The sequence below is a fragment of the Psychroflexus halocasei genome (genome assembly GCF_900107595.1).
Taxonomy (GTDB): Bacteria; Bacteroidota; Bacteroidia; order Flavobacteriales; family Flavobacteriaceae; genus Psychroflexus; species Psychroflexus halocasei.
In genome coordinates, this window is the sequence record NZ_FNQF01000005.1 from 169929 (window position 1) to 190044 (window position 20116).

The following is a 20116-nucleotide window of genomic DNA, read 5'->3' on the forward strand; positions in this document are numbered from 1 at the left end:
ACTATCTTAATTTATTTTATCAAGTCAATTTCAATTAAATTTGAAACAAATTTTAATTTTTTTTATTTTATGTCTAAAATCATCTTACTCGGCTATATGGGCGTTGGAAAATCAACACTTGGAGAGTTGTTATCAAAAGTCAATCGGCATCATTTTTTTGATTTAGATGCTCAAATAGAAGAATCTTTTGGGCTTTCAGTTCAAGATATTTTTAAATCAAAGGGAGAGTTAGCGTTTAGAAAAGAGGAAAAGCGTCAATTACATCAAATTATGAATATGGATACTGATATTGTTTTAAGCTTAGGAGGCGGAACACCTCTTTATTATAATAATGCGGATTTCATTTTTGATACTGAATCTTTCAAGACTGTTTACCTCACTTCAACATTAAACCACCTCGTCAAAAGATTATTAAATGAAAAAGAGCAACGTCCTCTTATTTCTCATCTTAAAACAGAAGCTGAATTAGAAGATTTTATCAGAAAGCACCTTTTTGAGCGGCACCATATATATGATCGTGCACGATATCAATTAAATGTTGATGATAAATCACCAAGTGAATCTGTTGATGAATTACTTAACTTACTAAATGTGCACTAAATTCTTCTTGTTCATTTTGGCTCACTTCAACATGACTCAGCATTGTCGTTGATAGAGACAGTCCTTTAAAATCAGCCTGAATTGGGAATTTCTTGTGAGCTCTATCAATAAGAACAACTGTTTTAAGCTGTTTTAAATTTGTCTTTAAAAAATGATTGACGGAATAAATAAGCGTACTTCCTGATTTGAGAACATCATCTACAATAATAACAGATTGATCTCGGTATTCATCTTCATCTATGTCAATAGAAACAGAATTAATGGGTGACTTTTTATCAATTTCGATTTGACATAATCTGACATCTAAATCGCTTATTTCTTTTAGGAAGTCAGAAATGATTTTTGCTATATGATATCCATTTTCACAAATACCAGCGACAATAATATGTTTTTCATTGATGTTGCTTTCAAGAATTTGATAGCTCATGCGCTTAAGTTTTTGCATGATTTCCTGATGATTTAATATCTTTACTCTATCTGTCATTTTCAGTATCTTTTTCTTGTTTTTTAATCGGATCAAGCCATTCGTCTAATTCACGTCTGTCTTTTTTTGTTGGTCTTCCTGTTCCTTTTTCTCTGTAATATTTCTGTGAATCTTTTAATAATTCTAATTTTTCAAAGGCTTCTTTAGGTGTTTTATCAAGACAGTAAATATTAACCAATTTGGCTCCAACTCTTGATTTAGGCAAATCTAAGACTTCAATTTTATAATTGATTTGATTCTTTCTCACTTCAAGTTCATCCGTCGGATAAACTTCTCGTGATGGTTTGACAATTTCATCTTTTATACGAACATGTCCCTTTCTACAAGCTTTCGTAGCAATGTTTCTTGTTTTAAAATATCTGACGCACCATAAATATTTGTCAACTCTCATAATAATAATTAGATTCAGTAGTTCTTGATAGACAAAAATAACAGAAAATTGTATCTTGCGGCGTAAAAATTAGTTTAATGAAAAATCTTAGTTTATTAATGATGATGCTTCTCATTTTTTCTGCATGTAGCAGTGATGATGATGGAGGTGGAATCAAGTTGAGAGATGCGGAAGAAGTGAAAGAAGAAAACGAGGCTTCTATTCAAGACTTTTTGTCAACTCATTATTACAAAATGGAGTCAAATCCTAGCAATCCAAACTTTGATCGTATCGTTTTTGATTCGATTTCAAATGGAGAGGAGGCAATTATTGACTCTGAGTTTTTAAAAACAAAAACTGTCACTAGAAACGATATCGATTATGAAATTTTCTACCTTAAATTTAGAGAAGGAGCAGCTTCAGAAAGACATCCAACCTTTGCGGATTCAACTTTAATAACTTATGAAGGTTTCACTTTATCCAATAAAATTTTTGATGTTTCTCCAAATCCGGTTTGGTTTGATTTGACGCAGATTATTCCTGGATTTTTTGAAATTATGCCTGAATTTAGAGGCGGAACAGGTTTCGTTGAAAATCCTGATGGAACAGTTACTTTTAATGATGATTTTGGTATTGGAGCGATGTTTATTCCTTCTGGACTAGGTTATTTTGCTAACCCACCAGTTGGTTCAAAAGTTTCAGCGTATTCTCCAATTATTTTCACTTTTCAATTGTATAAATCAAAAGAAACTGACCACGATGGTGATGGTGTGCCAACTTGGATGGAAGATGTCAATGAAAACCATAATTTAAATGATGATGACACAAACGGAAATCGTGTCCCTAATTATTTAGATCCTGATGATGATGGTGATCGTGTACCAACACGTGAGGAAATTATTATCAATGAAGATGGTACGATTGAGTTTCCAGATTCAAATGGAAATGGAACTCCTGATTATCTAGATGAATCTTATCCTTTAGAATAAAATAGGTTTTATAAACTCACAAAAAAATCCGATTGCAATTAAGCAATCGGATTTTTTTGTAAATTATATTTTGTCTAAATTAAACTGTTTGTTCAGGATCAAAACCTTCTAAGTATTGTGCAACGCGTTGAACAAACTGTCCGCCTAAAGCGCCGTTGACAACACGATGGTCATAACTATGTGATAAGAACATTTTATAACGAATACCGATAAAGTCACCTTCAGGAGTTTCAATCACTGCAGGAACTTTTCTGATTGCTCCAAGTGCTAAAATACCAACTTGTGGCTGATTGATAATTGGTGTTCCGAAAACGCTGCCAAAAGTACCCACATTAGTCACTGTGTAAGTTCCGCCTTGAGTTTCATCAGGTTTTAATTTACCAATTCTAGCACGATTAGCTAGATCATTTACCTTCTTAGCCATGCCTAATAAGTTCAATTGATCTGCATTATGAATGACAGGAACAATTAAATCTCCATTAGGAAGTGCAGCTGCCATTCCTAAATTGATATTTTTCTTTTTGATGATTTGCGTTCCATCAACTTGAATATTAACACCTGGGAAATCTTTGATTGCTTTAACAACAGCTTCCATGAAAATAGGCGTAAAGGTTAACTTTTCACCTTCTCTATCTTGAAATGCTTTTTTGTGTTTGTTTCTCCAATTCCAAATATTAGTAACATCAACTTCAATAAAAGATTGAACGTGAGCTGACGTTTGCTTACTATTTGTCATGTGGCTCGCAATCATTTTGCCCATACGTGTCATTTCAACAATCTCATCTTCTGCATTAATATTGACAGGTGTTTTTGCTTTCGGAAGTTCTTGTGCAGCAGGTTTTCGAGCTGCTTTTGTTTCCTGAGTTGTTTTTTGTTGAGCCTGCTGTCCGCGGTTTTTGACGTAAGTCAGCATATCATCTTTAGTGACGCGGCCTTCTAGACCTGATCCTTCTACTTCTTCTAATTCATCAAGAGAAATACCTTCTTCTTTAGCAATATTTTTAACCAAAGGAGAGTAAAAACGAGATGCATCAGCGAAATTAGTTGATGTTGTCTCTTTTGCAGCTGCGATGTCATTTTCAATACTCTCTGCAGCTTGCTGAGTTGTTTCTTTTTCTTCAGTTGCGTCACTTTTTGAAGTGTTTTCTGACTCACCTTCAATTTCAATGATTGCGATCGTTTGTCCAACTTGAACCACATCATCAACCTCAAAAAGTTTTTCTTTTAAAACGCCATCAACTTCACTTGGAACTTCGGAGTCAACTTTGTCAGTTGCAATTTCTAAAACTGCTTCATCAGCCTCAATCGTATCACCAACTTCTTTTAGCCAATTGGTTATGGTTGCCTCAGCAACACTTTCTCCCATCTTAGGAAGTTTTAGTTCGATATTTGCCATATAATTATTGTAATACTTGTTTTAAATGATTTTTTTGCGAATTTACTAAATAAAAGCCGTTTATGGTTTTAATTTTATCATAAATCTAAGCTTAGCATTTCTCCCTGCTCGTCTTTTGAATCACTCCCAACACAAAAATTAATGCCTTCGGGTCTAATTCTGATCTTTGCAGGAATGTCTCGCCAATTTACAATTTTTTCTATAACTTCCATATAACGCATTGTACTCATATCAAATATGATGTACTTTTTTCTTAAGGTAGATAAATTTATTGTTGAAATTTCTCTTTTTGTATAAAAATAAACTTTGTTGAATTTCTTTTCTAAGCCTTTGAAATTGTTTTGTTGATCAGTGATTATAATTGCTTCATGATAAGTTTCAGTGGTTTGGTTTTTCTTCTTCTGTGAAGCTGTTGATTTTAGGAAACCTAAAGCAAATTTTAAACTGTATTCAAGGAGTTTATTGTTGTAATGCTTCTTATAAAAAATAAGCATGGCTCCAAAAAATCGATCATAATATTGTTTATTCTTAACTGTACTTTCTCCCTTGAAATGAATTGTTTTTATATTTCCAGCATAATAGTTATCGCGCTTGTTTTTAAGAAGTTTGTAACTTAAATCAATATCTTCACCGTACATGAAGAAATCTTCATCAAAACCTTTTACAGTCAAATAATCTTGACGTTTCAGAAACATGAATGCACCAACAAGAACATCAGTCTTCCCATTTTCATGAGTTTGAAGATTGTTGTTGTAATAATCTTTATCTTGACCTATAAGTTTTTGAAAAGCAACTTTTGGATTGGGAATATTGCGTTTCGATTCTGGTAAAAAATATCCCTTTCCATCGATTAACTGAGTGCCAATTGCACCTAAATTTTTCTTGCTTTTGTAAAGCTTTAAAAGTTTTTCAAAACAGTCTTCAGCAACAACTGTGTCAGGATTTAAAATGCAGAGATATTCTCCTTTTGCTTGTTTGACAGCTAGATTATTTGCTTTAGAAAATCCTGCGTTTTCTTTATTTGCGATAGTTTTAACTTCAGGAAAATGATGATGTGTTAGAGCTAGACTTTCATCTTCTGAGTTATTATCGATAACGATAATTTCAGCTTTCATATTTTTGATAGCCTTACTCACACTTTCAAGGCAGAGCATGAGATAATGAGGGACTTTATAGTTCAGGATCACGACGCTGAGTTCCACAATTTAAGCTTTTAAGGATTTTTCAAAAGGAATACGGTGCACAATACTTCTACCTAAAGTGACTTCATCGGCAAATTCTAGCTCATCACCAACAGAAATGCCACGTGCAATAGTTGACATTTTTATATCAAAATTTTCTATTTGTTTATAAATATAAAAATTTGTGGTGTCGCCTTCCATGGTGCTGCTCAATGCGAAAATAATCTCATTAATCTGACCTTCTTTGGCCTTCTGAGTTAAGCTTTCAATGGTTAAATCGTTGGGTCCGATGCCTTCAATGGGATTGATTTTTCCGTTCAAAACATGATAAACACCTCTATATTGCTCGGTGTTTTCAATGGCCATAATGTCTCGAATGTCTTCAACCACACAAACGATGCTTTGATCTCTTTTAGGATTTGCACAAATATCGCAAATCTCACTATCAGAAATATTGTGGCAATTTTTACAACGCTTGATTTTCAATTTTAAATCTAATAATGACTTCGCTAAATCTGTGGTGACTTCTTGATCTTGATTGAGTAAGTGTAAAACGAGTCGTAATGCAGTCCTTTTTCCTATACCTGGTAAAAATGAAACCTGTTCAACAGCTTCTTGAAGCAATTTGGAAGAAAATTCCATTTGAAATTATTTTTTAGGCTTTGCTGTAAAGGTAAATTTTTAATCTTAGATAAACCTTACTTTTTGTACTTTTGGCGACTAAATTAAAAATATGCAGCCAAGTCTGATTCTTTTATTAATCGCACTTTACTTTGGTGTTCTTATCGCGATTTCTTTTTTGACAAGTCGAGGAAATAAAACTTCTGAAAATGCTGATTTTTTTGTAGCAAGTCGTCAATCACCTTGGTATTTGGTTGCTTTTGGGATGATAGGTGCTTCTTTAAGCGGCGTAACTTTTATTTCAATTCCTGGGACAATTGCAGATACAGGCTTTGGTTATTTCCAGGTTGTTTTGGGTTATACTTTGGGTTACGCAGTGATTGGTACCGTTTTACTTCCTTTATATTATCGATTAAACTTAACATCCATTTACACTTATCTAGAAACGAGATATGGAGATTATGCTTACAAAACTGGCGCAAGTTTCTTCGTTTTATCAAGGTTAGTTGGGTCGAGTTTTAGATTGTTTTTAGTGGCCAACGTTTTACAGTTAATTGTTTTTGATGAGCTCAATGTTCCTTACTATGTGACGGTAACGATGACTATCTTTTTAATTTGGCTTTATACTTTTAGAAGTGGTATTAAAACAATTGTGTGGACAGATACTTTACAGACACTTTTTATGTTAACTGCTATGCTTTTTGCCGTTGGTTTGTTGATGCAGAACTTAGATGTTTCTTTTTTTAATGTTTCAGTATATCTCAATTCTCATGAAGAATTCCACATTTTCTTTTTTGAAGATTTAAAAAGTAGCAACTATTTCTTTAAACAGTTTATTTCAGGTGCTTTCATTGCGATCGTTATGACGGGATTAGATCAAGATATGATGCAGAAAAACCTGACTTGTCGAAGCTTGAAAGATGCACAGAAAAACATGTTTTGGTTTACAATTGTGTTAGTGATTACAAATTTTTTGTTTCTTTTTCTTGGTCTTTTATTAATGGATTATGCAAATCAAAATAATTTTACTGAAATTGGAGATGCTCTTTTTCCAGCGATTGCAACTTCTGGAGATTTAGGTCTTGGCTTGGCTATTTTGTTTTGTATTGGCTTAATTGCTGCAGCTTATTCAAGTGCAGATTCTGCTTTGACTTCATTAACAACTTCAATTAGTATTGACTTGGTTCAAATACAGAAGAAATACGATCAAAAGAAACAAGTTATTGTACGTAAAAGAATTCATGTTTTTGTGACTTTACTGCTTATTGTGATCATGATGGTTTATAAATATGCCATCACAGATACGAGTTTGATTTACACACTTTTTGAATTCGCAGGTTATACTTATGGACCTTTGCTTGGTTTATATGCTTTTGGGCTTTTCACAAAACTAAAAGCCGCAGATATATGGATTCCTTTTATTTCGATAGGTGCCGTTGTGCTCACATTTTTCTTCAGTCTGTATTTAGAGTCGATTCACGATTTTGAACTTGGTTTTTTTGTGTTAATTGTGAATGGAGCTTTAAGTTTTGTTGGCTTAATATTGTCCAGTTTGAAGCAGGACCAAAGTGCAAGCATTTAAACATTTGATATTGTTGTTTTCTAATAAATGCTGAAAATCATTATTCTCAGCACCTGGATTAAATATCACACGCTTTGGATTTAGCTTAAGGATATAATCTATAAACTCTTCCTGGTTTTTAGGATTCAAATAAACAGTGACAGTATCAATGTTTTTTAATGCAATTTGTTTGTCATAAACTTGAAATCCATCAATTTGAAATTCTTTTTTACCAATGCCAACTGCTTCAAAATTATATTTTTTAAGAAATTTTAAAGCAAGATTTGAGTATCGATTTGGCTTATCTGATGCGCCAATAACAAGTGTTTTTTTAGACATAAGATAGAAGTATTATTTTTACTTAAAGTGAAGTTGAAATGGATGTTAAACTCTGTTAATGCATGTAACAAATTAGCATTTTGAGCGTTTAATAAGATAGGGAACGTTTATTCGTTAACTATAAAAACTTTGATTGCCTGTTGCAGTGTTTCATGGTTAGATTAGGTTAGGTTAAATTTGTTGTGCAGCAGGCAATTTTTTATTTGTTACCACTTTATGATACAACTTCCCCATGTAAAACCACTTCCGAAAGCGGCCAAAACAACAATATCACCTTTCATAATTTTCTTTTCTTCCCAAGCCTCAGTTAAAGCAATCGGTATAGAAGCTGCAGTCGTGTTACCGTAGCGTTGAATGTTATTGTAAACTTGATCATCAGAAAGTTGAAATTTCTTCTGAACAAACTGTGATATTCTTAAATTCGCTTGATGAGGAATTAGCATATTGATATCATCTTTCTTTAAGCCATTTTTTTCTAAGCCTTCATTAATCACTTCAGAAAAACGAACAACGGCATGCTTAAAAACGAGTTGACCATTCATGTATGGAAAATATGGGATATCTTCTTGAGGATTTTCAGCAATAATTTCAGGTACCCAATGTTCAGTTGAAGGACCTATCAGGGATAACTCTTTAGCGAATTGACCTTGAGAATGTAAATGTGTTGATAGTATTTGACTGTCATCTTCACTTCTGCTCAAAACAGCTGCACCAGCGCCATCTCCAAATATGACAGAAACACCCCTGCCACGTGTTGTCATGTCTAAACCGCCACTATGATTTTCACTTCCTATGACAAGAACATTTTTGTACATTCCAGTTTTAATAAATTGATCAGCGACAGAAATGGCATAAATAAAACCGCTGCACTGATTCCTAACATCCAATGCTGGACAAGTTTTAATGCCTAACATATCATGTACAATAACTCCGCTTCCTGGAAAATAATAATCAGGACTTAAGGTTGCAAAAACAATAAGATCAATATCGTCTTTGTCAATTTTTGCGCGTTCAATTGCAATTTTGGCTGCTTTAACACCCATTTTTGCCGTTGAGTCATCACTTTTTTCAATGTGACGTCTTTCTTTAATGCCTGTACGTTCTTGTATCCATTCATCACTTGTGTCCATGATTTTTGATAAATCATTGTTGGTCACAACATTTTCAGGAACATATTTTCCGAGGCCAATTATTTTAGAACTATACATAAAAGGAATTTATTGCAATATACATAATTAAAAAGCACAAGCCGCAGCTTAAAAGCTTGCGGCTTGTTATTTAAAATGAATTTATTTTTCTAAAAAACTATATCTTAATTATAAAGCTTATAATTAACCGTTTTGATCTGAGCTTTTAAGTCATTTAATAAATTATAAAGTCCAAAGAAAGTCCTATTCATATAGATAAAGTGTTGACTTCCTCTATTACTATTCATTTTTCTTAATTCTTTATCACTGCTATATTTTTTACTTAAATTTTGAACTTTATCCCAAAATTCTTGGTTACCAAAATCAAAATCAACTTCATGTAGAGGGGATGTAAATAGGCTTAACATTTCATGAAATAAATCAGAAAAATATTCAATTTCTGCTTCATTATCATCCTCTCTTAGTATTTCGAGCTCTCTTAATTTTTGCTGAAATACTTCTCTGTTGTTGATGTTTTCAGGTTCTGCTAATTCAAAATAAGGCTCATAAAATTCATTAGGTATTTTTTTAACACAGCCAAAGTCAATCGCGATTAAATCATCATTTTCATCAATTAAGAAGTTTCCAGGATGCGGATCTGCATGCACTTCGCGCAAGTTATGCAATTGATGCATGTAAAAATCCCAAAGGGCTTGACCTATTTTGTTACCTTGCTCTTGCGTGAAATCGGTTTTTGTAAACTCGCTTAAATGCTTGCCGTGCATCCAATCCATCGTGATGATTTTTTCACTTGAGAGCTCTTTATAATATTTAGGAAATCTCAAGTGTGGAATATGTGCACAAGCTTCTGAAATTCTTTCGCTTTGCTCAAGCTCCAAGATGTAATCGGTTTCTTCTAAAAGTTTACCTTCTATTTCCTGAAAATATCTATCATTATCTTGTCCTTGTAAGTTAAACATTCTGATTGCAATGGGTTTGACCATTGCTAAATCTGAACTGATACTATCTGCAACACCAGGATATTGAATTTTGACAGCTAATTCACGATCATCTTTTTTGGCTTTATGAACTTGACCAATACTCGCTGCATTGATAGAATCTTTCGAAAACTCATCAAATAAATCTTCTGGATATTGACCGATATATTTCTTGAAAGTTTTGCGAACTAAAGGTGCAGAAAGTGGAGGGACGCTGAATTGAGATAAACTAAATTTTTCAACATATGCGCTAGGTAACAAGCTTTTTTCCATCGAAAGCATTTGTGCAACTTTTAAGGCGCTACCTTTCAAGTCTTTTAAGCTGTCGTAAATATCAGAAGCATTGTCTTTATTGAGCTCTTCTTTATCTAAAGAAGGATTAAAAGCTTTTTTGCTATAATATTTGAGGTAATTTCCACCAATCTTAGCTCCAGTTGAAACTAACTTGGAGGTTCTGTTGAATTTACCAGTAGGTATTTTGTCTATGGTTTTCATTTACTTAAGGATTTCTTTGTATAAAAATTTACCCAAATCGAAAACGCGTTCTAAAGCGGAATTATCTAAAATGTCAAAAATTGTATTGACTGATTTTTCAATGGCGACATCTGTTTTTTCAAATGAAGCCGAGTCATCTTCTTTCCAGAATTTTAATAAGAATAAAAATTGTAGCCAAGTGCCTTCAGCATAAATCTTTTTGTTTCTCTGAAGGAATTTAATATTTTGTTCGTCGTTTTCATCTTCAACCAAGTCGCTAGCAAAATTTAAAATATGCTTTCTTAAATCTTTAAGTTGTTTTAAATTTTTTAATTCTTGATCATTTTCATTTAAAACATATAAAACATAACTTCGGTTGGCAGTCAAAATTTCAAAAAGCGTATAAAAGAAAGTCAGTAATTTATCTCTGTTACTTGCTTCTTGCAATTCTGCACTTCCTTTAATGAGTTCTGCGGCATTGTTATAAAATTGAACCCAAATGTCTTTCTGCAAGGCTTCTAAACTTCCATAAAAACTATAGAATTGTTCTTCAGAAATTTTATTTTCTTTCGCAAATTTATAAACAGATTTTGGATATTTTTCGTTTTCTAAAACGCTGTCCATATACATGCTGACAATACCAGCTTGCGTAATTTTTTTCTGTGATTTTACTTGTTTTGCCATGAGATGTGTTTTGTTACAAAGATAAGATTGTTTAATCTTTCAAGTCAATAATTAAACAAAACTTTCTGTTAAATTATATCTTGCATTATCTGTCAAGATGTCAGAAAGTTAAGATTGGTATTTAGTTTGACTTACACGTATTCAAAATATTAAAATTATGGCAAAAGGAAATATCAATGTTTCTGTCGAAAATATCTTCCCTTTAATTAAGAAATTTTTGTACAGTGATCACGAAATCTTTTTAAGAGAATTGATTTCGAATGCAACAGATGCAACTTTAAAGTTAGAACATCTCGTTAGAATTGGAGAGGCTAAAATTGAAACTGGTCAACCTAAAATTGAAGTCAAAATCAATAAAGAAGACAATACACTTCATATTATTGATGAAGGTGTTGGGATGACGCAAGATGAAGTTAAAAAATACATCAACGAAGTTGCTTTTTCTGGCGCAGAAGAATTTTTAGAAAAGTATAAAGATTCTGATGCTAAAGAAACTGGCATTATCGGTCATTTTGGTCTAGGTTTTTACTCAGCCTTTATGGTGGCAAATAAGGTTGAAATCTTTACAAAATCTTGGAAAGATGAACCTGCTGCGCATTGGACATGTGAAGGAACTACTGAGTTTTCTCTTGAAGAATCTGACAGAACGACACGCGGAACAGAAATCGTTTTACATATCAATGACGATGAAAAAGAGTTTTTAGAAGATGCGCGCATTGATGAGCTGTTGGTGAAGTATAACAAATTTATGCCTGTCCCAATTAAATTTGGAACTAAGGAAAAAGAATTACCACTTCCTGATGATGCAAAAGAAGATGAAGAGCCTAAAAAGGTTACAGTTGATAAGATTATCAATAACCCAGATCCGGCTTGGACAAAACAACCAACTGAATTAGAGGAAAAGGATTATAACGAGTTTTATAGAGAGCTTTATCCAACTCAGTTTGAAGAGCCGCTTTTTCATATTCATTTAAATGTTGATTATCCATTTAACTTGACAGGAATTTTATATTTCCCAAAACTGTCAAATGATATGGCAATGCAAAAAGATAAAATTCAGCTTTACCAAAATCAAGTTTTCGTAACAGATAATGTTGAGGGTATTGTGCCTGAATTTTTAACGATGCTAAAAGGTGTGATTGATTCGCCTGATATCCCTCTGAATGTATCGCGTTCATACTTACAAGCGGATGGTGCTGTTAAAAAGATTTCAAGTTATATCACAAGGAAAGTTGCTGATAAATTAAAGTCATTATTTAATAATAATCGTGAAGATTTTGAGATAAAATGGAACGATATTAAAGTTGTGATCGAATACGGAATGTTAACTGAAGATAAGTTTTTTGACAAAGCTCAAAAATTTAATCTCTTCCCAACCGTTGATGACACTTACTTGACTTATGAAGAACTTGAAGGGAAAATCAAGGCGAACCAAACTGATAAGGATGATAAGCTAGTTGTGTTATACGCTTCCAATAAAGAAGCGCAACACGGTGCAATTAAATCAGCTAAGGATAAAGGCTACGAAGTCTTACTGCTTGATTCTCCAATTGTTTCTCATTTAATTCAGAAAATTGAAACAGAAAAAGAAAATAAAGTTTCATTTGTGAGAGTTGATAGTGATCACATTGATAACTTAATTAAAAAGGACGAAGAGCAAGCTTCAAAATTAAATGATGAAGAAAAAGAGAAGTTAAAAGAAAGCTTTGAAACTGTTGTGCCAAAAGAAAAGTACACAGTTCAGGTTGAAGCATTAGCTTCAGATTCTGCACCAGTGATGATTACGCAGCCTGAATTTATGCGTCGAATGAAAGAAATGCAGCAAAGCGGCGGTGGCGGCATGTTTGGTATGGGTAATATGCCAGAGATGTACAACTTAGTTGTGAATGCAAATCACCCATTGGCTAGCCAAATTTTATCAGCAGATAAGAAAGAAGATTCAGAAGGAATGATCAAGCAAAGTTTAGATTTAGCACTTCTTTCACAGGGGATGTTGAAGGGTGAAGCCTTGACAAATTTTGTTAATGCTAATTTTGATAAATTGCAGAATTCATAATTTATTTATCTCTAAATTATACGAAAAACCATCAATTCTTAAAGATTGATGGTTTTTTTATGTGTCAATCTTTTTGAAAATTGCATTTTTGAGATGTCAATATTAATTTTTGAAAATACAGTTTATGAAAATGACGCTGCGTTTAAGTTTTCTAATGTTTTTTTTTATTTTGATGTCTTGTCAAAATAAAACTGAAGAAGATAAAAAAGAGAAGAGTACAACTCCGGAGAAACAAGAAGTCAGAAAGCTAACTGAAAATGATCAGTTACTCCAAAACCTCATGTACGCGCATCAAACTGAGAAATTTCAACAGAAAGATCGAGTTGAGTTTATGTTGCGCCTTAAAAAGGAAGATAATGAAACCATTAAAACAATTGTTAAGTCCAACACTTTTGAAGTTAAGTTTCCGAATGATTCTATTAAAAAAGAAGATAAACTTTTCGCTAGACTTTTTACATTACCTCACAACTTGAATTATGATGATGACGAAATAGAATTGATAGAACAAAAAGAAATTGATGGTGTTGATCAAGATGTTTTTAAGATTGTCAAACAAAGTGATAAAACACTTGATTTAGTAAGAATTCAAACGCAATCAAAGACGCATTTAATTAAGTCGATCACCCTAAAAGATGATGGGCAGTTAAAGAAATTCATCTATCGAAAATACATCAGCGTCAGCGGTATCACCATTCCAATCCAAATTGATTACTATCAAGAAGAAGAATTAATTCAGCAATTATCAATACAAAGAATTAGTTTTAAATAAAATATTTTGATGGGAGTTGTTTAAAAGATTTAAATATTAATTTTCAATGAATTATTTTTATTGACCATTTATATTTTTTTGTTTTTAATGAACTTTTATAAGTTTATTAATTAAAGCATATATTTAATCCATGAACACTTTCAACGACATAAAAGAATTAGTTTCCACTTTGAAAAGAGAGGAAAAACTAATTGCTGAAATGTTTAGTAAACGAAAATCTATCGACTATAAATACAGTGATGCCATAGAATTGGTGGATAGCGATGAAGGTCGATTGGATTTTTTAAAAGACAGAGGGGTCATTCGAGAAAATGGAAATTATTTAGAATTAGACGATTATTTTCTGGAGTTTTTTGAACAGATTTTAGATGTTAATGAAGAAATTAACCTTTCTTACATTGATGAAAATATCAAAAACATAAAAGAAAATATTGATTATTTTCTCAATGAAAACAATGAAAATAGAAGATACTCCTATCTCAAGTTTATAAAAAAAACCCTTCGGAAAATCGGAATAATTACTTTTAAAAGTGTGATAGATATTCGACGAAATGTAGAAAACACATTCAAGAATGAAGCGAATTATAAAAACAAACAGCTCAAACTTCAAAATCTAGATGAAAAAAGAACGCTTGTCAAACGATTGATTGAACAAACTTTACACTTAGTGACTGCTGAGGAACACACTTTTTTCAATAGGGCTTTGGATGAAGAGCTAAATCGAATTATTGTTGATTTAAAATTTCAGCTCAGAGAATGTTCGCACAACATCATTGAAATTGAAAAACAAATTATTGATTATCTCAATCAAATTAAACATCAAGGTGAATTTTTAGAAAAACTACGCAAATTAAAATACCTCAAAGACCATTTTACAATTGAAGCAGAAACCGATATAAAACAATTGTTGACACAACAGAATCAAGTGCTTTTCGAAAAGAGAATCAGTGAACCTTTAAATCTTTCTCTTGATTTTATTAGAAATGATGAAAAAGCTTTTGAATCGATTAAAAAAATGGCTAAAAAACAAAAGGACAGAAAATTATTTCAACCTGAAATTGCCGATCGCATTTCCGATGATTTTTTAGAAAATAAAACAGAGGAAGAAATAATGATTAACTTGGAGGAAATTCGCAATCAATTTTCTGCTACCAGTGATCATTTATTCAATTTCATAATGAATTATGACTTTCGAAAACCTGTTGATTTTAGTGAAAGGGTTACTCTTTTTTGTCAGGTTTCTTCTCAATACGAAAAAGACTTAAAAGTGGAAGATCATTTTCAAACACATAACGGAGTCGAATTCGCATTAGTTTATCCAAAATAAGGCTTATGATTACAAAATACACTTCAGAAATATTTGATGTCTTGCGAAAAGGACAATTTATTTGTTCCAATAGTCCAGACTTACATATTCAAACGCTTTACAAGATATTAGAAGAAGAAAATACCTTTAATGAACTGCACGAGTATTTCTATCAAATCAATTACATTTTAGAACATGGAAATGAGTATTTTTATTTTAGCCGTGAAGAGAAAAATGTTGATTTAGACCGAAAAATAGAAAAGACTTTTGCATGGATAGATTTGCTCGATTTCTTCAAAACTTTTGACTCTTCTTTTGATGTCGGATATCGGTTTTCACCAGCGGATGTTGTTAATCAACTCAAAAATAATGCTGACTTAACATCAAAACTAGAGGGGCTAAAAAAAATAACAGGAAGTAAAATAAGTCACGCCGATAAAATCAAGAGAATCATTGAAAAACTAGAGAAGGAAAACTTTATCACTTTGGAAGATGAGATTTCGGAAACCTATAAGGTTTTAACTTCCTTCCATTACCTCAAAGATATGGTTACAGCTATTAACATTCCCGAAGACGTAGAAAATGAGATACCTGAATAAGATCGTTTTTATCAATAGTGCCACGGTAAAATATGCCGAAATCGAATTGGACGGAAATGTGCATTTAATCGGTACGCAAGGTGTTGGAAAAAGTACATTATTGCGTGCCATTTTGTTCTTTTATAATGCCAACAAATCTAAACTCGGCATTCCGAGAGAAAAGAAAGGATTTGATGATTATTATTTTCAATACCAAAACTCTTATATCATTTATGAAATTATAAAAGACGGCATTCCTTTTTGTGTTTTGGCCTATAAAGTCAATGGAAAAGTAGCGTTTAGATTTTTTAATTCTGGCTATAAAAGAGAGTTGTTTATCGATCAAAACAATAGAGCTTTTGAAAGTTGGGATAAAATTAGAAATGCTTTCGGCAAAGAAATTCACTACTCAAATATTGTGGCGAGTTATACTGATTTTCGTAAAATTATTTATGGAGATAACAAAGGATTAAAACCCGATTTTAGAAAATATGCCTTAATTGAGAGTAAACAATATCAGAATATTCCACTTACGATTCAAAATGTTTTGTTGAATTCTAATTTGGAAGCAAAATTCATTAAAGATACCATCATAAACTCTCTAAGCGAAGAAGAGTTTTCTATTGATTTAGAGAATTATGCTAAAGGACATTTACAAGGTTTTGAAAGTCAGATTAATGATATCCAAATATGGTTTAAGAAAAATAGAAAGGGAGAAGTTACCGTCCGAAAACAAGCAGATAAAGTCATTGACCAATACCGAATATTTAATCATCTCCAAAGAGAAAAAAGTGAACTGGCCAATGATTTAAGTTTACGAATGCAGTTTATAGATCGTGAAAAACCATTATTTCTGTCTGAACTCACTAAAGAAAAGAATGCGCTGGCTGAATGGTTTAAAAAACAAGAAAATCTTAAAAAGACCCAACAAAATAGAGAACAAAGAATTGTTTCTGAAATAACATACCTCAAAAAAGAATTAGAAAAAGCCGCAGAAAAAGAAACGGACTATCAGCGTCAAAATATTACGAAAATCATTCAACGAGTAGCGAATAAAACAACTTTAGAAAAAGAGCTCAAAGCTCTAGAAGAAGAGCGGAATTTACTTAAATCTGCCTTTGGAGAAATCAATCAAAAGTATGAGGCTTTAATTACACAAGCGGAAAACCAACACGAAAAATTTGTCAACAGCCAACAATCGGAAATCAATACACTCAAAGCAAATTTCGCAGAACGTAAAAGTGAAGTTTTTGAAACCTATCAAAAATTGATTGATCAAGTAAAAGAAGATCATCAATTGGAAAAAGATAAAGCGGAAAATGAAATCACTGCTTTAATTGACAAGGAACACGGATTAAAAAACAAAAAATCGGAATTAAAACATCAGACTTTTTTCAAAGAGGAAATTGAAGCCTCCAAAATAGAAAGGTTGGCGATTGAAGAAAAACTATCCACAGCAAAAAGTAAGATTCAAAATGCCAAGAATGAAACAGCAACCATTCGCAAAGAATGGGAATTGGAGGAAAAAGAAATTGAGCGCTCAACAGAAATTAAGATTTCAAAAACGGATAAGAACATTCAAAAAGTAGTTGAAGAAATTGAAAGTATTGAGCGGAAAATCAATCAGAGTAAAGCATCTTTTTACGGCTGGTTAAATGAAAACATCCCCAATTGGGCAGCATCCATTGGAAAGGTAATTGATGAAGAAAATGTGCTTTTTAATACTGAACTCCACCCGAAATTAGTCAATGATAACAGCACTTCTTTTTTTGGAGTAGAATTGAATTTGAACACCTTAGAAAATCGTGTAAAAACGGTGTCAGAATACAAGGAAGAAATTAAATCTTTAACTATTCAAGCCGAAGATTTACGCAAAGCCTTGCATCAAATTAATAAAGGAAAGGAAGACGATTTGCGTAAACTCAAAATCAAATTCAGAAAAAAGTTAAATCAACAAAAAGAAATTGTTTCCGACAATGATTATCAAATAAATCAAGCCGAGCAGCAACTGAAAAAGAATGATGTAGAACGAGAGGAATGGACTGAAAAATCAAAGTCCGAAAAGAAAAGGAATTTAGAAAAAATTGAAAATGATTTGAATGCTGTTGCTGACCAAAAGCAAAAAGCGAATACACAATTAGCAAATATTAAACAGAATATAAAACGCAAGATAACGCTTAAAGAAAATGAAAGGAATGCCGAAATATCAACTTTAGAAGAAAACACAACTACTAAAATTGAATCGATTAAATCTGTTATTTCTTCTAACGAAAAAGAAATAAAACAACGGATTTATGACCTGAAAAAAGATCAAAACCATGAATTAGCAGATAAAGGAGCCGATACAAAAAGAATTGCTGTCATTGAAAACAAGACTGATTCAATTGAAGAAAAACTTGCTTACATCAAACAACATGAAGCTTTGGTGATTGAATACAATAAAGACAAACGTGAAGTTTTTGATAAAGTACCGGAATGGAAAACAAAGCGTTTGAGTTTAGAAAAACAAAAAGATGCAATAGTTCAGGAACATCAAGTTGAATTAGGAAAACTGGTTGAAAAACTTAATACTCAAGAAGCATTTGTTGCGCAGGTTCAATCAAAAGTTAATGAGTTAGATAGCGACGAAAAGGCTTTTGAAGAATTTAAAAAGTCTGAAGCTTTTATGCAATTAGAATTTGCTATTGATGAAGTGAAGCAAAGAGAAAAAGACACTAAAACAGGCAATGCAATTATTGCGGAAATCAAAGACAACTATTACAAAGGAATTGATGTTTTCAAATCTTTACAACAAGCCACCAATGCTTTTAATGGTAATTTTGCACTTAAAAATACCTTTAGTTTTGATGTACAATTGAATACCGATGATGACTTTTTGAAATTTGCTGAGGAACTCAAAGAATTCATTGAAGAGGATAAGATCCAGGAATATGAAAAACGTGTCAATGAACGGTTTGCCCAGATTATTCACCTCATCGGAAGAGAGACTACGGAACTCAATTCCAAAAAGGGAGCTATTGAAAAGGTAATTAAGAAAATCAATGATGATTTTACGCAAAAGAATTTTGTGGAAGCTATTAAAGAAATGGAAATCAGAACATTGGAAAGCTCAAATCCGGTCGTTAAGTGGCTCATTAGAATTCAAGAATTTAACGATGAAAATAATCTACTTTTAGGAGAAACAAGTTTATTCACTTCGGTAGATAGCCATTCAAAAAACCACAAAGCTGTGGACTTACTCAAAGAGTTGGTAAAAGCCATTGAACGCTATAAAAGTAAAACCTTAACATTATCAGAATCTTTTGATTTGCAATTTAGAATTGTTGAAAATGACAATGATTCAGGCTGGGTCGAAAAACTCTCCAATGTGGGAAGCGAAGGAACAGACGTGCTGGTAAAAGCGATGATTAATATCCTACTTTTAAATGTTTTTAAAGACAGTGCATCAAAGAAATTTAAGGACTTTAAATTGCATTGCATGATGGATGAGATTGGAAGACTTCACCCTAATAATGTGAAAGGAATTTTAAGATTTGCCAATGAGCGGAATATATTGCTGATCAATGGCTCGCCGACCAGTCAAAACGCAACGGATTATAAATACACATACAAATTGGCCAAAGAACAATCAAAATCGGATGCTAAAAAGTATTTTACTCGGATTAATAGATTGGTGAAAATGCATGCAAAAGTTAAGAAGTGATGAAATTAACCCTAAGAATAGCAAAAATACTTGTTCAACTCATTGATGGAGATTCCATTCCGGCAAGCTCAGCAAAGAGTAAATTGATTGATGAACTCGTTTTTGAGAATATTCTCTTACGCAAAGGAAAACATCGCAAGACCATAGAACTGCTTGATGAAACTGCATTGCACTTTTATTTAGCAAATCAATTGCAAATTAATAGTATTGAGGATTACATTTCAGCTTTGGAAAATGAAAATTCGTCCCGTGCTGATTTTGTCAAGATTACCTCTGATTCAAAAGACTCAAAAGAAAGAGTGTTTAAAGGCTTTTTAATTAATAGTTATGAGACGATTAAAGCAACTATAAATCACAAAGAGTTTATCATCCAACCGCAAGAGGGCAGTTTCATTTTTATTTCAGATTATGAAAACTTTAAAATCCCCGAGGAAGTCACTGTTATTGGTGTTGAAAACGCCATGAATTTTAATCAAATTAGAGAACAGCAATATTTGTTTGCTGATCTTACACCACTTTTTGTTTCTCGTTATCCGCAAAACCAAAACAAGGATTTTATCAAGTGGATAAACTCTATTCCAAACAATTATCTCCATTTTGGTGATTTTGACCTCGCTGGAATTGGGATTTATCTCAATGAGTATAAAAAGCATTTAGGAGAAAAAGCTTCATTTTTTATTCCTGAACAAATCGACGAATTCATTCGAAGTCATGGAAATAGAAAAAGGTTTGATCTTCAAAAACAGAATTTCAAATTGAAAGAAATTGCAGAAGAGGAGCTGCTAGCGTTGATAGAGATAATTCAACAAGAGCAAAAGGGCTTGGATCAGGAGTTTTTTATTGGTGAAATATAATCTTTAAAACATGACTTTAAACTAGT

General features: G+C 32.4%; 18 protein-coding genes. 9 read left to right on the forward strand and 9 right to left on the reverse strand.

What is annotated here, in order from left to right; genetic code table 11:
- The first annotated feature begins 69 nt into the window (after positions 1–69).
- Entirely contained in the window at positions 70–600 is a 531-nt protein-coding gene (locus BLV84_RS07705; protein WP_093244039.1) for a shikimate kinase, read from the forward strand.
- Here BLV84_RS07705 and BLV84_RS07710 read toward each other — a convergent pair.
- Both BLV84_RS07710 and BLV84_RS07715 read right to left on the reverse strand, forming a co-directional pair.
- Complete coding sequence (locus BLV84_RS07710; protein WP_093244040.1) at positions 578–1084, reverse strand: phosphoribosyltransferase family protein; 507 nt, start codon at positions 1082–1084, stop codon at positions 578–580. The genes BLV84_RS07705 and BLV84_RS07710 overlap by 23 nt on opposite strands.
- Positions 1074–1475 (reverse strand): RNA-binding S4 domain-containing protein, encoded by a 402-nt coding sequence (locus tag BLV84_RS07715; protein WP_093244042.1) that lies wholly within the window; start codon positions 1473–1475, stop codon positions 1074–1076. The genes BLV84_RS07710 and BLV84_RS07715 overlap by 11 nt, the downstream gene beginning before the upstream one ends.
- A 77-nt stretch (positions 1476–1552) precedes the next feature.
- Between BLV84_RS07715 and BLV84_RS07720 the strand changes: the two genes are divergently transcribed.
- Positions 1553–2443, forward strand: a complete 891-nt coding sequence (locus BLV84_RS07720) for an FKBP-type peptidyl-prolyl cis-trans isomerase (protein WP_093244043.1) — start codon at positions 1553–1555, stop codon at positions 2441–2443.
- 79 nt (positions 2444–2522) lie between these two features.
- Here BLV84_RS07720 and BLV84_RS07725 read toward each other — a convergent pair whose 3' ends face one another.
- The 3 genes from BLV84_RS07725 to recR all read right to left on the reverse strand — a co-directional run bounded on the left by BLV84_RS07725 (position 2523) and on the right by recR (position 5662).
- Positions 2523–3839, reverse strand: a complete 1317-nt coding sequence (locus BLV84_RS07725; protein ID WP_093244045.1) for a dihydrolipoamide acetyltransferase family protein — start codon at positions 3837–3839, stop codon at positions 2523–2525.
- 77 nt (positions 3840–3916) lie between these two features.
- Positions 3917–5041: a glycosyltransferase family 2 protein gene (locus tag BLV84_RS07730; RefSeq protein ID WP_093244047.1), complete on the reverse strand. Its 1125-nt coding sequence runs from the start codon at positions 5039–5041 to the stop codon at positions 3917–3919.
- A gap of 3 nt (positions 5042–5044) precedes the next feature.
- Positions 5045–5662, reverse strand: a complete 618-nt coding sequence (gene recR, locus BLV84_RS07735; RefSeq protein ID WP_093244049.1) for a recombination mediator RecR — start codon at positions 5660–5662, stop codon at positions 5045–5047.
- Between the two features lie 91 nt (positions 5663–5753).
- On the opposite strand from recR, the gene BLV84_RS07740 reads away from it, so the two are divergent.
- Positions 5754–7223, forward strand: a complete 1470-nt coding sequence (locus BLV84_RS07740; protein WP_093244052.1) for a sodium:solute symporter — start codon at positions 5754–5756, stop codon at positions 7221–7223.
- Here BLV84_RS07740 and BLV84_RS07745 read toward each other — a convergent pair.
- The 4 genes from BLV84_RS07745 to BLV84_RS07760 form a co-directional block, all read right to left on the reverse strand.
- Complete coding sequence (locus BLV84_RS07745; protein ID WP_093244055.1) at positions 7179–7541, reverse strand: CoA-binding protein; 363 nt, start codon at positions 7539–7541, stop codon at positions 7179–7181. The two genes, BLV84_RS07740 and BLV84_RS07745, sit on opposite strands and share 45 nt — an antisense overlap.
- 206 nt (positions 7542–7747) lie before the next feature.
- A complete protein-coding gene (locus tag BLV84_RS07750) occupies positions 7748–8749 on the reverse strand; it encodes a 3-oxoacyl-ACP synthase III family protein (RefSeq protein WP_093244058.1) in 1002 nt (333 codons plus the stop codon).
- A 104-nt stretch (positions 8750–8853) separates the two neighbouring features.
- On the reverse strand, positions 8854–10161 hold the full coding sequence (locus tag BLV84_RS07755) for an ABC1 kinase family protein (protein WP_093244060.1): 1308 nt from the start codon (positions 10159–10161) through the stop codon (positions 8854–8856).
- The gene (locus BLV84_RS07760; RefSeq protein ID WP_093244061.1) at positions 10162–10824 is read right to left on the reverse strand and encodes a TetR family transcriptional regulator C-terminal domain-containing protein; all 663 of its coding nucleotides are present in this window, start codon (positions 10822–10824) and stop codon (positions 10162–10164) included.
- A gap of 157 nt (positions 10825–10981) precedes the next feature.
- Here BLV84_RS07760 and htpG point away from each other — a divergent pair, with 157 nt between their 5' ends.
- The 6 genes from htpG to BLV84_RS07790 all read left to right on the forward strand — a co-directional run bounded on the left by htpG (position 10982) and on the right by BLV84_RS07790 (position 20090).
- Entirely contained in the window at positions 10982–12880 is a 1899-nt protein-coding gene (htpG, locus tag BLV84_RS07765) for a molecular chaperone HtpG (RefSeq protein ID WP_093244064.1), read from the forward strand.
- A 124-nt stretch (positions 12881–13004) separates the two neighbouring features.
- Positions 13005–13649 (forward strand): hypothetical protein, encoded by a 645-nt coding sequence (locus BLV84_RS07770; protein WP_093244068.1) that lies wholly within the window; start codon positions 13005–13007, stop codon positions 13647–13649.
- 130 nt (positions 13650–13779) lie between these two features.
- Positions 13780–14976 (forward strand): hypothetical protein, encoded by a 1197-nt coding sequence (locus BLV84_RS07775; protein ID WP_093244071.1) that lies wholly within the window; start codon positions 13780–13782, stop codon positions 14974–14976.
- 5 nt (positions 14977–14981) lie between these two features.
- The gene (locus BLV84_RS07780; RefSeq protein ID WP_093244074.1) at positions 14982–15554 is read left to right on the forward strand and encodes a condensin complex protein MksE; all 573 of its coding nucleotides are present in this window, start codon (positions 14982–14984) and stop codon (positions 15552–15554) included.
- Positions 15538–19236 (forward strand): ATP-binding protein, encoded by a 3699-nt coding sequence (locus BLV84_RS07785; RefSeq protein ID WP_093244077.1) that lies wholly within the window; start codon positions 15538–15540, stop codon positions 19234–19236. Before BLV84_RS07780 ends, BLV84_RS07785 begins: the two co-directional genes overlap by 17 nt.
- Entirely contained in the window at positions 19236–20090 is an 855-nt protein-coding gene (locus tag BLV84_RS07790; protein WP_093244080.1) for a DUF7281 domain-containing protein, read from the forward strand. The genes BLV84_RS07785 and BLV84_RS07790 overlap by 1 nt, the downstream gene beginning before the upstream one ends.
- Positions 20091–20116: the final 26 nt, after the last annotated feature.